Raw genomic sequence first — 12,791 nt, forward strand, 5'->3', positions numbered from 1 at the left:
CGGCTACCTGCTCCGGCGGGCCGGCCAGGCCGTCGTCGTCCTGGCCGGTGTGAGCGTCCTGGTCTTCTCCCTGATCCACATGGTGCGGGGGGACCCGGTCCGGCTGGCGCTGGGCACGCGGTACTCCCAGGAGACCTACGACGCCCTGCGGGAGCGCAGCGGGCTGGACCTGCCCCTGGTCCAGCAGTACCTCACCTGGGCCGGGCGTGCGGTGACCGGTGACCTGGGGGTCAGCTTCCGCAGCGGGGACACCGTCACCTCGCTGATCGGCGAGCGGCTGCCGGCCACCCTGACCCTCGCGCTGGCTGCGCTGGTGGTGGCGCTGGTCATCGCGCTGCCCCTGGGGATGCTGTCGGCCCTGCACCCGCGCTCGCTGATCGACCGGGTGGCCACCGTGGTCAGCCAGATCGGCATCTCGGTGCCCGACTTCTGGCTGTCGATCATGCTGATCCTGCTGTTCGCCGGGGTGCTGGGCTGGCTGCCGTCGGGCGGCTACGTGCCGTTGACCGAGGACCCGCTGGGCTGGCTGCAGCGGCTGGTCCTGCCCGCGATCGCCGTCGGCGTCGTCTCCGGCTCGGTCATCACGCGGTTCGTCCGGTCGAGCATGCTCGAGGCGCTGGGGCAGGACCACGTGCGCACCGCGCAGGCCAAGGGCGTCCCGACCCGCCAGGTGCTCACCTGGCACGTGCTGCGCAACGCGCTGCTGCCGCTGGTCACCGTCACCGGCGTGCAGCTGGCCTACCTGCTCTCCGGCGTCGTCGTCGTGGAGATCGTCTTCTCCTGGCCCGGGCTCGGGCAGCTGGCCTACCAGGCCGTGCGCGACCGCGACTTCCCCGTGCTGCAGGGCTCCGTCCTGCTCTTCGCCCTGGTCTTCCTCGTCATCAACCTGCTGGTGGACCTGCTCTACAGCCGCATCGACCCGAGGATCGCCCGCCGATGACGCAGCTGCCCGCGCCGGGCGCCACCCCGGCCGCACCCCCGCCCGCCGAGCCCCTGCCGACGACGACGCCGGCGCGTCCGCGGTGGCGGGAGACGCTCGGGCTGCTCGCCCGCAACCCCACGGCCGCCGTGTCGGCCACCGTGCTGGTCCTCATCGTGCTGGTCGCCGTCTTCGACGAGACGCTCGCGCCCTACGGCCCCAACGAGCAGGACCCGTCGCTGCAGCTGCAGCCGCCGAGCCGGGACCACCCGTTCGGCACCGACGAGTTCGGCCGCGACGTGTTCAGCCGGGTCATCCTCGGGGCGGGGACGTCGCTGCGGGTCGGCTTCCTGTCCGTCGCGTTCGCCCTCGTGGTGGGCACGCTCATCGGCCTGGTGGCCGGCTACTACGGCCGGTGGGTCGACGACACCCTCATGCGGCTGATGGACGTGCTGTTCGCCTTCCCCGCGGTGCTGCTGGCCATCGCCATCGTGGCCATCCGCGGCGCGGGCCCGGCCAACGCGATCCTCGCCATCGGCATCGTCTACGTGCCGATCTTCGCGCGGGTCACCCGGGCCAGCGTGCTCGGCGTGCGCGAGGAGGTGTACGTGCGGGCCTCGCGGTCGGTCGGGGCCTCGGACTGGCGGCTGATCACCCGGCACGTGCTGCCCAACGCCGCGCCGCCGATCATCGTGCAGACCTCGGTCAGCCTGGCCTTCGCGGTGCTCGCCGAGGCCGCGCTGTCCTTCCTCGGCCTGGGCCCGCGCCGGCCGAACCCGTCGTGGGGGCTGATGCTGGCCGACGGCCGCGGCTTCATCGAGCAGGCCTGGTGGTACGCCGTCTTCCCCGGCCTGGCGATCGTCGTCACGGTGCTGTGCTTCAACCTGCTCGGCGACGGGCTGCGCGACGTCCTCGACCCGCGCCAGCGCACGCTCATGGCCGGGGGCGGGCGGTGACGGCTCCCCTCCTGGAGGTCGAGGACCTGCGGGTGGACCTGCGCACCCCGCGCGGGACCGCCCACGTGGTCAACGGGCTGAGCTACACCGTCGGCCCGGGGGAGACCGTCGCCGTCGTCGGGGAGTCCGGCAGCGGCAAGAGCGTCTCGGTGCTCGCGCTGCTCGGCCTGCTGCCCGAGCGCACGGCCACGGTGACCGGCCGCGCGCTGCTGCAGGGCGAGGACCTGCTGACCATGGCGCCCGAGCGGCTGCGGCGGGTCCGCGGCCCCGGCGTCGGCATGGTGTTCCAGGACCCGATGACCTCGCTCAACCCGGTGCTCACCGTGGGGCGGCAGCTCACCGAGGGCCTCCGCGCGCACGGGCCGGTGTCCAAGGCGGCGGCCCGCGCGCGGGCGGTGGAGCTGCTCGGCGAGGTGGGCCTGCCCGACCCCGGCCGCGCGGTGGACCGCTATCCGCACGAGCTGTCGGGCGGGATGCGCCAGCGGGTGGTCATCGCGATGGCGCTGGCCAACTCCCCGGCGCTGCTCGTCGCCGACGAGGCGACGACGGCGCTGGACGTGACGGTGCAGGCGCAGATCATCGACCTGGTCGAGCGGCTGCAGGCCGAGCAGGGCACCGGCGTCATCTGGATCACCCACGACCTCGGCGTCGTCGCCGGCATCGCCGACCGGGTGCTGGTCATGTACGGCGGGCGCTGCGTGGAGGACGGCACGGTCGACGACGTCCTCGAGCGGCCGGTGCACCCCTACACGCGGGGCCTGCTCGGCGCGCTGCCCGACCTCGCCACGGCCGACGACGCCGACCTGGCCACCATCCCCGGCACCCCGCCGGCCCCCACCGACCTGCCCGCCGGCTGCGTGTTCTGGCCGCGCTGCCCGGTGCGCGGGGACGCCCGCTGCGAGACCGAGCAGCCCCCGCTGGCCGTCGTCGGAGCGGGTGGCGGCGAGCTGCCGCACCGGGCGGCCACCTGGTGCGCGGAGGGGGAGGCGTCGTGACGTCACCGGCCGAGCAGGAGGTGCTGGTCTCCGCGCGCGGGCTCGAGGTGCACTTCCCGGTCCGCTCGGGCGGGGCGCTGCGCCGCACCACCGGTGCGCTGCGCGCCGTCGACGGCGTGGACCTCGACGTGTACCGCGGCGAGACGCTGGGCCTGGTGGGGGAGTCCGGCTGCGGCAAGTCCACGCTGGGCAACGCGCTGCTGCGGCTGGTCCCGCCGACCGGGGGCACGGTGACCTTCGACGGCCTCGACGTCACCGCGATGGGCCGCAAGCAGCTGCGGGAGCTGCGCCGCCGGGCCGGGATGGTGTTCCAGGACCCGTTCGCCTCGCTCGACCCGCGGCGCACCGTCGCGCAGACGGTGTCCGAGCCGCTGGAGGTGCACGGCCTGCACCCCGGCCGGCAGGCCCGCGCGGCCCGGGTACGCGAGCTGCTGGAGCTGGTCGGCCTCGACGCGGGGGTCGCCGCGCGCTACCCGCACGAGTTCTCCGGCGGTCAGCGGCAGCGGGTGGGCATCGCCCGGGCGCTCGCCGGCGAGCCGGACTTCCTGGTGTGCGACGAGGCGATCGCCTCGCTCGACGTCAGCGTGCAGGCCCAGGTGCTCAACCTGCTGCGCCGGCTGCAGCGCCAGCTCGGGCTCACGCTGCTGTTCATCTCCCACGACCTGTCCGCGGTGCGGCACGTCTCCGACCGGATCGCGGTCATGTACCTGGGCCGGGTGGTCGAGGTCGGGCCCGCGGCCGCCGTCGCCGCCGAGCCGCAGATGCCCTACGCGCGGGCGCTGCTGTCGGCGGTTCCGGTGCCGCACCCGGAGCTCGAGCGGTCGCGACAGCGGATCGTGCTGCGCGGCGACGTGCCCTCGCCGGCGCGGGTCCCCAGCGGCTGCCGGTTCCGCACCCGCTGCCCCGACGTCTTCGAGCCCTGTCCCGACGTCGACCCGGTGCTGCAGCCGGTCGGGTCGGCGCCCGGGCACCTCGCCGCCTGCCACCTGCACGGCGTCGTCGGCGCTCCCGTGCAGCGGGCCGAACCCGGGGCGCCGGTGGGCGCCGGCGACCCCGCGAGCTAGCCCCGGCCGCTGCGGGCGGGGCGCCGGCCCTGCCGGGAGCCCGAGCGCGGGCCGCGCCGGGCGCCGTCCCGCCCGGGACCGCGGCCGCGGGGCGCGCTGCACGGGCGGCAGGTGCTCACCCAGGGCGCGATCGCGGTGCCGCACGAGGAGCAGGTGCCCGACCCGCTGAGCGCGATGGCGTCGGGGAGCAGCTCGCTGATGGCCTCGGCGCACTCCTCCTCGACCCAGGCCGCGTCATCGCCGTCGAGGTCGGCGACGCCCGGGAACTGCCGCAGCAGCGCCTGGGCGTCGCGCGCGGCCGCGGCGGCCTGCTCGAAGTCCTCGACGCCGCCGTCGACCGGGACGTCGGGCAGCACGAGCTCCGGCCGGACCGGCAGGCCGGCGGCGTGCCGGAGCGCCGCGCGGGCCAGCACCAGCCAGCGGGTGCGCCGCGGCGGGTCGTAGTCGATGGGCAGGCTGACCAGCCGCCAGACGGTCTGCAGGTCGCCGACGGCGCCGAGCGGGCCGCGCAGCAGCGGCAGCAGGGCCTCGACGCGCAGCACCAACTCGGTCACGTCGTCGGGGGTCACCGCCTGGCCGCGGGTGGCCGTGCGGGCCCACGCCTGCCAGCGCACCAGCGCCTCGGGCAGCTCGGCGGCCTCGACGGCGCCGAGGTCCTCCAACTCCGGGCGCAGCCGCGGCAGGCGGTCGGGCAGGTCGCTGGGGCGGTCGCCGCGGGCCACCTCGGCGCCGACGGACACCAGCGCCAGCGACGGCGACAGGCCCGCGACGCCGGCGAGCACGCCGGCCGTGCCGTGCCCGGTGAGGCCGTAGCGGCCGGCCCGCCCGGCGATCTGGGCGGCCTCCCAGCTGCGCAGCGGCCGCATGCGGGTGCCGTCGTACTTCATGGTCTCGGCGAAGAGCACGGTGGTGGCCGGGACGTTGATGCCGTGGCCGATGACGTCGGTGGTGACCAGGACGTCGAGCTCGCCGGTGGAGAACCGCTCGATCACCTCGCGCCGGGTGGCCGGGGGCAGCGCGCCGTAGAGGACGCCGACCTTCCCGGGCCGGTGCTTGTCGAGCTCGGCGGCGACGGCGTACACGGCCTTGCGGGAGAACGCGACCACCAGCGTCTGCGGGCGGACGCTGCGGGCGCGGACGGGGGCGTTCAGGACGTCGAGCCGCGACAGCCGCCGGTGGTGGACGACGTCGACCCGGCCGGCGTCGGCGACCAGCGGGGACAGCGTCGGGTGCGCCTCGGCCGCGGCGATGACGTGCATCTCGCGGTACTCGCCGGTGAGCAGCAGCTTGGCCCAGTGGTGGCCGCGGTCGGGCTCGGCGACCCAGTGCGACTCGTCGAGGACGAGCAGCTCGCCCCGCATCGGGGCCTTCTCCACCGTGCAGCAGACGATCGGCGCGAAGGGGTCGACCTCCTCCTCGCCGGTGGACAGGCCGACGGCGCCGGGGGGCAGCTGCGCGGCCAGCTTGAGGTAGGCCTCCTGCGCGAGCTGGCGCAGCGGTGCGGCGTAGACGCCGGAGCCGGTGGCGGCCAGGGCCTGCAGCGACTCGTAGGTCTTGCCGGAGTTGGTGGGGCCGAGGTGGAACACGACGGACTCCGGCGGCGTCTCGCGGACCGGCAGCTCCGGCGCGGCGCCCTCGACCCAGGCCTGCTGGGCGCGGCGCTCCTCGCGGGCGGCGAGGCGGGCGGCCTCGCGGGCCTCGTCACGGGCGGTGTCACGGGCGGCGTCGCGCGGGTCGGTGCGGTCGGTCGTCGTCCGCAGGGGTGCGCGCTGCCCGGCGGGCGGGCGCACACGGCGGCGGGAGACGGAGGGCTGGGGAGCGGTCTCGGGCAGGAGGGGTCCTCGGATCGGCGTACGGGGGAGGCCGGGCACGGGACGCACGACCTGACCGCGGTGCAACACCGCGCGTGCCCGGATCATGCCCGCCCGGCCGTCGTGGGCCACGCTGGTGCCCTGCGACCCGCCCGGTACTCCGCGGCGCCGGGCGGCGCCGGGCGGCGGAGGAGGACGGGATGCCCGGGTGGGCGTGGACGCTGGTCGGCGTCGCCGGAGGCCTGCTGCTGTGCTGGCTGGTCCTCGTCGCGGTGCTGTGGGGCACCCGCCCGGACGACCTGCGGCTGCGGGACCTGCTGCGGCTCCTGCCCGACGTCCTGCGGCTGGTGCGCCGGCTGGCCAGCGACGCCGAGCTGCCGCGCGGGGTGCGGATCCGGCTGTGGCTGCTGCTGGGTTACCTCGCCCTGCCGATCGACCTGGTGCCGGACTTCATCCCGGTGCTCGGCTACGCCGACGACGCCGTCGTCGTCGCGCTGGTGCTGCGGTCGGTCGTCCGGCGTGCCGGCGCGGGAGCCGTCGCCCGGCACTGGCCCGGCACCCCTGAGGGGCTGGCGGCGCTGCGGCGGGCCACCCGGCTGCCCTCGTGAGGGCACACCCGCCGGCCGGGCACCGTGTCGGGTTAGCCTCGACCGGTCAGGAGGGCTCGCCTAGAGGCCGATGGCGGCGGTCTTGAAAACCGCTATGGGGTCACACCCATCGTGGGTTCGAATCCCACGCCCTCCGCTTCTGACCTGCGGATTTGTGTTGCCCGGAGAGCTCCGGCGAGGGGCGCCCGGCGCCGTCGTCCGCTCGCGTGCCCGCTACGTGCCCGTACGGTTCGAGGTGGTGCCCGCTGCGAGGCGCCCCAGTCGAGCCGCGACCTCGGCGTCGCGCCGCTCGGCCGCGTGCTGGTAGATCATCGCCGCGCGGGACGACGAGTGGCCGGCACGTCGCATGACCTCGGCCAGGGTCGCCCCGCTTTGCGCCGCCAGGGTGAGTCCCGCATGCCGCAGGTCGTGCAGATGGACGTCGGGCAGGTCGGCTGCTCGCCGGGCCGTGCTCCAGGCGGCGTGCACGTGATGGGCGCGGAGGGTTCTTCCGTCCCTCCGCACGAACAGCCGAGCGGTCGGCAGCGCCGGGGAGCGGGTCTTCAGGTGCTCGGCCAGTGCTGAGACGCCCTGCGGGGGGAGATGGACGACGCGCTGGCTACCCGCCTTCGGTGGGCCCTCCACGGGGCCCGCGTCCGTCTCCACGACCTGCCGCTGCACGGCCACGGTGCCGGCGTCCACGTCGATGTCGCCGATGCGGAGGGCCAGCAGCTCGCCGAGGCGCAGGTGCGCCCAGAAGGCCAGGCCGACGAGGCCCCGGAGGTTCTCGGGCATGTGCGCGGAGAGGTGCTGCACCTGGTCGACGTCCAGCAGCGGTCGCTCGTCACTGCGTGCCTGGCCCGCACCCTTGATCCGGCAGGGATTCCGGGGGAGCGCGTCGTCTGCGACGGCCGTGGCCAGGACAGCGTGGAGGAGGGCGTAGGCCTGCCTGGTCGCCGTCGGTCCGGTGGCTGCGCTCGTCTCGGCGTGCCACCGCCGCACCGCGGCCGGGGTGATCCGGTCGAGCGGCAGGCCTCCGAGCGCAGGGAGCACCCAGCGGTCGAGGGAGTGCTGGTAGGTCTCGCGGGTTCGCACGGCCAGGGGACGACCTCGAACGGTCCGCTCGGCCAGCCACGCCTGGCTGTACTCGCGGAGCGTGACGCCGCTGCGCAAGGGGTCGAGCCACACGCCGCGACCCATGTCGACCTCGACCACGGCCAGGAAGCGTGCCGCGTCGGTCTTGGTGGCGAACGTGCTCGGTGCTGACCGGTCCCGGCCGTCCGGGCCCGGGTAGCGGGCCTGCCACCGGCCGGAGGGCAGCTTGCGCACGCGACCGAAGCGCCTCCTGCTGCTGCTTGCTCGCATGCTCCGACCTTGGCCGCCTTCAGCTCTGCAGGGAACTGGTCTGTGGCCGCCGGTCGACGCCCTACCGGCAGGGCACCCGGCCGGCCGCCACGAAGGCGTCCAACGCGCAACGCTCGAGGCGCACGTGCTTGCCGAGCTTGACGTAGGGGATCCGCCGCTCACTGATGAGGCGGCGGACGAAGCGCTGCCCGGTGCCCAGGTACTCGGCCGCCTGGCCGACGGTGAGCAGCTGACCGAAGTCGCCCAGGGGCACGTGCCCGTCGGTGGACGCCTGTGGCATGGCCCCTCCCTGGGTCGTCCGGACCATGTTCAGGGGCACCAGCCGCGAGGGGGGCCCGGGTGACCTTCCGAGGTTCTCCCGCACGGCCCGAGCGGGCCGCAGAGGGGTGCACTGGCCTGGCGGGCAGTGCACCCCGCACTCTGGTGAGTGCGCCAGTGGTGGCGCGGGTTCACCGCCGGACGCCCCGGCCGGGGGCGCTCGGGCCGTCGTGCTGGGCGTCGATCCAGCTGTGGAGGTCGTCGGCGCGGTAGAGGACGCGGCGGCCGAGGCGGAAGCTGCGCGGCCCGGTGCCCAGGTGTCGCCAGTAGCGCAGGGTGGCGACGGGGGCGCGGACGAGCTCGGCTGCTTCGGTGATGGTGAGCAGGTCGGGCTCGCGGCCGGTGTCGGGCGGGGGCATGGCGGACTCCGCATCTGATCGGCGTGTGTGGGCCTTCGCTTGTGAGGGCGGTCTTTCGGGGCGTTTGGTGACAGCTACCAGCCACCTTCTTCCGACGGGCTCCGGTCCCCCTGCGGTACTTCTCCTGCCGAGTCTGCGTCTCGCTACTGGAGACTCCCTCGGTCAGCGCCCGAGGGACGGGCCGACACCACGACTGCTGGGGGGCAGCTCGTGCCGCAGCTGCGGACCACCGACCCCGGCTTCGGCAGGCGCTGACCGCCGGGGGATCGCCTGGACCGGCCGGCGGTGGGCTACGCGCCAGGCGTCCCGCTCTCGTGCGATCCGGTCGGCCGACTGGGCGGCCAGGGCCGGTTCGGCCTGCAGCTGGGCGATGCGGACCCGTGCTGCCATCAGCTTGCGCTGGTCGGCGGCGATGTTGCGGTCGAGGTCGGCGAGCCGGCCGGCGGGATCGGGGGCCCAGGCCACGGCACCGAAGCCGGCGAGCTGTTCATCGCGCTGACGGCGGGCCTCGGCCAGAGCTTGCCGAGCCTGCTCGACTGCGTGCTGAGCGGCATCGACGGCCGCGCGAAGCTCGGCGTACTCAGGGTGGGCGCCTTCGGTGGCGCGGCGGGCGGCGGTGTCGAACGCCGCCCATGTCGCCGGCCGGTCGTCGAACCGGCCGGCGACCTGCGCGATGTGGTGGGTGTCGGCGGGGAGCTCCGGTAGGTGGGTGCGCCAGCGGTCGGCCCAGTCGGTCAGCTGCTGTCCGGCGCGGGCGACGGTGGCCCGCCGCAGCCCGAGCCGGCCGGGACCGGCCAGCACGGTGCGGGCGGCCTCGCGTGCGGCTGTCCACTCGGCGTCCCAGCCGCCGAGCAGCGCGTCGCGGATCCGGTCTGCCTCTGCGGTGACGATCGCACCGCTGACCTCAGCCTGTTGTCGGGCGTGTTCGGCGCCGGCTGCTGCCTGCCGATAGGCCGCCTCCAGCGCCTCGAGCCGGTCGGCCCGGCCTGCCTCGAGCGCGACGACGGTGCGCAGCCTGTCGCGCAGCGGCTCCTCGACGGCCAGCCGGTCCAGGCAGCGCTGCTCGGCCGTCCACGCCTCTTGCAGCTCGGCCAGGACCTGGTCGACCGGCCGGGGCCGCGCGTAGCGGGCGGCCTCGGCGGCGGCCAGCTCGGCGGCGTGGGCGGGGCCGAGGTCAGCCCGGTCGCGGCGGAACACGGCGATCCACTGCGCCCGCGCCTCGGCCAGATCGGTGGCGACCAGGTGGGTGGTGTTGGCGAGGCGGCCGCGGGTCATGCCGACGTAGGTGGCGGCCGCGCCGGTGTGCTGGCCGATCACGGTGTGGGCGGCGGTGACCGTGTCGCCCTGGACGCCGTGCGCGGTGGTCACGTAGGCCAGTTCGACGTGCGCGGTGACGTAGTCGGCGGGCAGCGGCCGGCCTGCTGCGCCGGTTGGGGTGACACCGGGGGTGACGTCGGCAGGAACGGTGTCAGAAGGGGTGACAACCAACTCGCCGTCGGGGCCGACCGCGGTGACGGTCCAGGTGTCGCGGTTGGCCACGCCCAGGGTGCGGTCGTTGCGGCGGGTGGCGATCCGGTCGCCGACGCCGATCCGCTGCCCGGCCCGGGTGGTCGCCGTCCGGGTGTCGTCGACGCGGCGGTCGGCGACCAGCCGGTCCCGGATGGCGGCGCCCAGCTCGGCGGCCTGCTCGCGGGTGTCCACCACGACCGCCAGCTCTTGGCCCTCGGTGTAGGCCGTGGTGGCAATGGCGGCCAGGGTCTCCTGCGGCGAGGCGGGATCGGGGTGGAGACGGATCTGGCCGCGGGCGCACAACGCGTCGAACACCGCACCGGGATCGACGCCGGCGCGCATGGCCAGGGTCAGCTCGGCGTACTCGGGGTCGGGCACCGTGCGCCCGGCATCGTCGGTACGGACGAACCGGTGCACCGTGTCCAGGGTCAGGCGGGCGGCCGGGTCGGCGGCGCGGAGGGCTAGATCGATGACGCCGCCGCGGCCGACCGCCGCGAGCTGGTGGCGGTCACCGAGTAGCGCCATGCGAACTCGGCACTCGTCGGCAACGGTGAGCAGGGCGCGGGCGGTGTCCTGGTCCAGCATGCCCGCTTCGTCGACCACGAGGAGATCCCCGGGGAACAGCCGCGCCTCCTCGGCCGGTCCGGCATAGACGGCGCCGGTGACCGAGTCGGCCTGCCCGGCGGTGAGCCGGGTCCAGGCCCCGTCATCGGTCCAGCGCCAGCCGTGCTGGAAGGCCAGCCAGGCCGCCGACCCGGCCGCGCTGCCGACCTCGGCGGAGGCGACCCGGGCCGCCTTCAAGGTCGGGGTGACCACCAGCAGCCCCCGGCCTTGCTGCGCGAGGAAGCGGCGGGTGGTGGCGAGGGTGGTGGTCTTACCGGCGCCGGCCGCGCCCTCCACCACGACCAGCGGCCGGGTCCCGGCGAGCGCGGCCGCGGTGGCGGCCTGCCCGGCATCCAGCCGCTCCAGGCCGGCCGCCAGGTCCGGCCGGGGGTCGACGTCACACCCAGGGTGTGTGCCGCGGGCGGCGAGGCGGGCGGACAGATCGGCTTCGACCGCAAGCACCGCCGGCGAGGTCCAGGCCCGGACGTGCTCGGGGACCCCGTCGCGCGGCAGCAGCGGGACGCAGCGGGCCAGGGCGCGGGCGGTGAGGTCCTCGGCCAGCTCGCTGCGCACCGCGGCCTCGGCCACGACACCCTCCGCGGCGATGAGCCGCTCGGCCTCGCCGCGCACGTCGGCGGCGTTCCACGCCGACCGGCCGGCGGCCAGCCGGCTCAGCACGCGGTCGACGGCGCGGTCACGGTCGAGGGCGCCGACCGAGGCGGGCCGTAGTTCCACCGGGGTGTCGGGGTCGCGGTAGCCGAGTGCGGCCAGTTCGGCCCGCCAGCGCGCTATCAGGTCGGCGCCCGAGCGGGGGGTCACCTTGTCCGGGCGGCCGTCGGCCCACGCCCGGGCATCCCACGCCCGCCGCAGCGCCGGGCCGGGCTGTTCGCCGGGGTGCGCCGCGATCCAGTCGCGTTCGTAGCGGTCCAAATTGCGCCCGATCTGCGCTGCCCGCGCACAGAAAGGACCGACGTACTCGGCGAGCTCCAGTATTTCTCCAGTCGCATCCACGGTGAAGCCGTGGGCGGCCAGCGCGGCCCGGAATTGTGGATCGCAGCCGACCGCGGCGTGCCCGATTCCGTTGATCGCGGCGAGGAAGTCTCGGACGCCGACGGTGTGCAGCCCGCGCCACTTTCCGGCGGCGAACACCCGGGCGCCGATCTGCAGGTGCAGATGCCGGTGCGGATCCCCGGCGCGGGAGGTGTGGTGCCGCACGGTCACCGCCTCCAGCACCTGGACCGGTACCTGCACCTGGCCGCCGCGCGGGCCGACTCTGGTGGTGGCGTGCCCGGCCAGCCAGCCGACGATCTCGGTGGCGGCGCGGTCCTGGGCCGCGTCGTAGGCCGCGGCGATGTCCGGGTGTACCGCGGCCGCCAGCGACCAGGACTTCGGGCCATTGACCACGACCTCGACGAACCGCACCGCGCGCTCGTCGGTGCGTAGCCGCCCTCGTGGCTCGCCGGTGTCCGGGTCGCAGCCGGCCACCCACGTCTCGTAGGTCCCTCCGGTCAGCGCCGCACGTTCCTGCACCCGCCCGTCGCGGGCGGTGAAGCGGCGGGCCAGGCCGGTGCCCTCGGCCAGGTAGTAGTCATCGGGCCGGCCGCGATCGGCCTCCAGGTACGTCCGGGCAGCCGCCGGCGGACCGGTGTAGACCTTGATTCCGCCGTGCATTTTCAACGCCACCCAACAATGACCAACAGGTCACCCCTAGAAACGGCGATGGGCCCCGCGAAGCGGGACCCGGACTACCCATATTGGTAGCATGCGTGCCGTTCTGCAGCAAATGTTTGCATGGCGAGTGACGGCGGTGGCAGCTGTTGACTGCGAGATCAGGGCGTCCAACATGCCGGGCTGGTAGATGGCTGTCAGTGGCTATGGACGCTGTCGCGAGCGCAAGGCGCGATCATTGTGTCCGGACGCTTGGTGGGGACCTTGAGGCGGAGCGCCCGAGCCCTACGGGGGGAGGCGCCGATCATCAATGCCGGCGCCTGGTCCCGGAGCTCCTCGGTGGTGGCTCCATGCCTGGCGGCGATGGTGGCGCCCCAGCCACGAAGGTCATGTCCATGAGCGTCGGCCGGAAGTCCGGCCGCTTCCGCTGCTGGAGCCCAAACCCGTGAGCTGAGGTCGTTGCGCACGATCGGTCCGCTGGCTCGGATCACAGCGAGGACGTGCCGAGCCCCGTCGCGCCGAGCCAGGCCCGCAGCCAGATGATCAGGGCGTCCCACCAGCCGGTCAGGAGCAGGATGCCCAGAACGATCAGCAGCGCTCCGCCGACACGCATGACCGTCCGGGCGTGGCGGCGGGC

Annotated in this window: 10 protein-coding genes and 1 tRNA gene; 6 read left to right on the forward strand and 5 right to left on the reverse strand. The window is 75.2% G+C overall.

The features are described from left to right. Positions 1–7 precede the first annotated feature (7 nt). Genes FN207_RS21645 through FN207_RS21660 form a run of 4 tightly spaced genes read left to right on the forward strand, consistent with a single transcriptional unit; the run spans position 8 to position 3,934 of the window. Positions 8–940 carry an ABC transporter permease gene (locus tag FN207_RS21645; RefSeq protein ID WP_281282155.1) on the forward strand — a complete coding sequence of 311 codons (933 nt, stop codon included), beginning with the start codon at positions 8–10 and terminating at the stop codon, positions 938–940. After that, positions 937–1,875, forward strand: a complete 939-nt coding sequence (locus FN207_RS21650) for an ABC transporter permease (RefSeq protein ID WP_142460521.1) — start codon at positions 937–939, stop codon at positions 1,873–1,875. The genes FN207_RS21645 and FN207_RS21650 overlap by 4 nt, the downstream gene beginning before the upstream one ends. Continuing rightward, positions 1,872–2,870, forward strand: a complete 999-nt coding sequence (locus FN207_RS21655) for an ABC transporter ATP-binding protein (RefSeq protein WP_142460522.1) — start codon at positions 1,872–1,874, stop codon at positions 2,868–2,870. The genes FN207_RS21650 and FN207_RS21655 overlap by 4 nt, the downstream gene beginning before the upstream one ends. Then, on the forward strand, positions 2,867–3,934 hold the full coding sequence (locus FN207_RS21660; RefSeq protein WP_246066250.1) for an ABC transporter ATP-binding protein: 1,068 nt from the start codon (positions 2,867–2,869) through the stop codon (positions 3,932–3,934). Before FN207_RS21655 ends, FN207_RS21660 begins: the two co-directional genes overlap by 4 nt. Here the strand turns inward: FN207_RS21660 and FN207_RS21665 are convergent. After that, complete coding sequence (locus FN207_RS21665) at positions 3,931–5,724, reverse strand: helicase-related protein (protein ID WP_246066252.1); 1,794 nt, start codon at positions 5,722–5,724, stop codon at positions 3,931–3,933. The genes FN207_RS21660 and FN207_RS21665 overlap by 4 nt on opposite strands. Positions 5,725–5,945: 221 nt before the next feature. Between FN207_RS21665 and FN207_RS21670 the strand changes: the two genes are divergently transcribed. Further along, a complete protein-coding gene (locus FN207_RS21670) occupies positions 5,946–6,353 on the forward strand; it encodes a YkvA family protein (RefSeq protein ID WP_142460523.1) in 408 nt (135 codons plus the stop codon). 49 nt (positions 6,354–6,402) lie between these two features. Then, positions 6,403–6,489 (forward strand) — tRNA-Ser (locus FN207_RS21675). Between the two features lie 77 nt (positions 6,490–6,566). On the opposite strand, the gene FN207_RS21680 is transcribed toward FN207_RS21675, so the two are convergent. The 4 genes from FN207_RS21680 to mobF all read right to left on the reverse strand — a co-directional run bounded on the left by FN207_RS21680 (position 6,567) and on the right by mobF (position 12,157). Further along, entirely contained in the window at positions 6,567–7,661 is a 1,095-nt protein-coding gene (locus FN207_RS21680) for a site-specific integrase (RefSeq protein ID WP_185938480.1), read from the reverse strand. Between the two features lie 97 nt (positions 7,662–7,758). Further along, complete coding sequence (locus tag FN207_RS21685; protein ID WP_142460525.1) at positions 7,759–7,977, reverse strand: helix-turn-helix domain-containing protein; 219 nt, start codon at positions 7,975–7,977, stop codon at positions 7,759–7,761. 169 nt (positions 7,978–8,146) lie between these two features. Continuing rightward, a complete protein-coding gene (locus FN207_RS21690) occupies positions 8,147–8,374 on the reverse strand; it encodes a helix-turn-helix transcriptional regulator (protein WP_142460526.1) in 228 nt (75 codons plus the stop codon). A 162-nt stretch (positions 8,375–8,536) separates the two neighbouring features. Beyond that, positions 8,537–12,157, reverse strand: a complete 3,621-nt coding sequence (gene mobF / locus FN207_RS21695) for a MobF family relaxase (RefSeq protein ID WP_246066253.1) — start codon at positions 12,155–12,157, stop codon at positions 8,537–8,539. Between the last annotated feature and the right edge of the window lie 634 nt (positions 12,158–12,791).

The organism is Geodermatophilus aquaeductus (assembly GCF_900182545.1).
Classification (GTDB): Bacteria; Actinomycetota; Actinomycetes; order Mycobacteriales; family Geodermatophilaceae; genus Geodermatophilus; species Geodermatophilus aquaeductus.

Coding starts and splice junctions, on each gene's coding strand:
- FN207_RS21670 (WP_142460523.1), top strand. CDS start 5,946: ATGCCCGGGTGGGCGTGGACGCTGGTCGGCGTCGCCGGAGGCCTGCTG.
- FN207_RS21690 (WP_142460526.1), bottom strand. CDS start 8,374: ATGCCCCCGCCCGACACCGGCCGCGAGCCCGACCTGCTCACCATCACC.
- mobF (WP_246066253.1), bottom strand. CDS start 12,157: ATGCACGGCGGAATCAAGGTCTACACCGGTCCGCCGGCGGCTGCCCGG.
- FN207_RS21650 (WP_142460521.1), top strand. CDS start 937: ATGACGCAGCTGCCCGCGCCGGGCGCCACCCCGGCCGCACCCCCGCCC.
- FN207_RS21685 (WP_142460525.1), bottom strand. CDS start 7,977: ATGCCACAGGCGTCCACCGACGGGCACGTGCCCCTGGGCGACTTCGGT.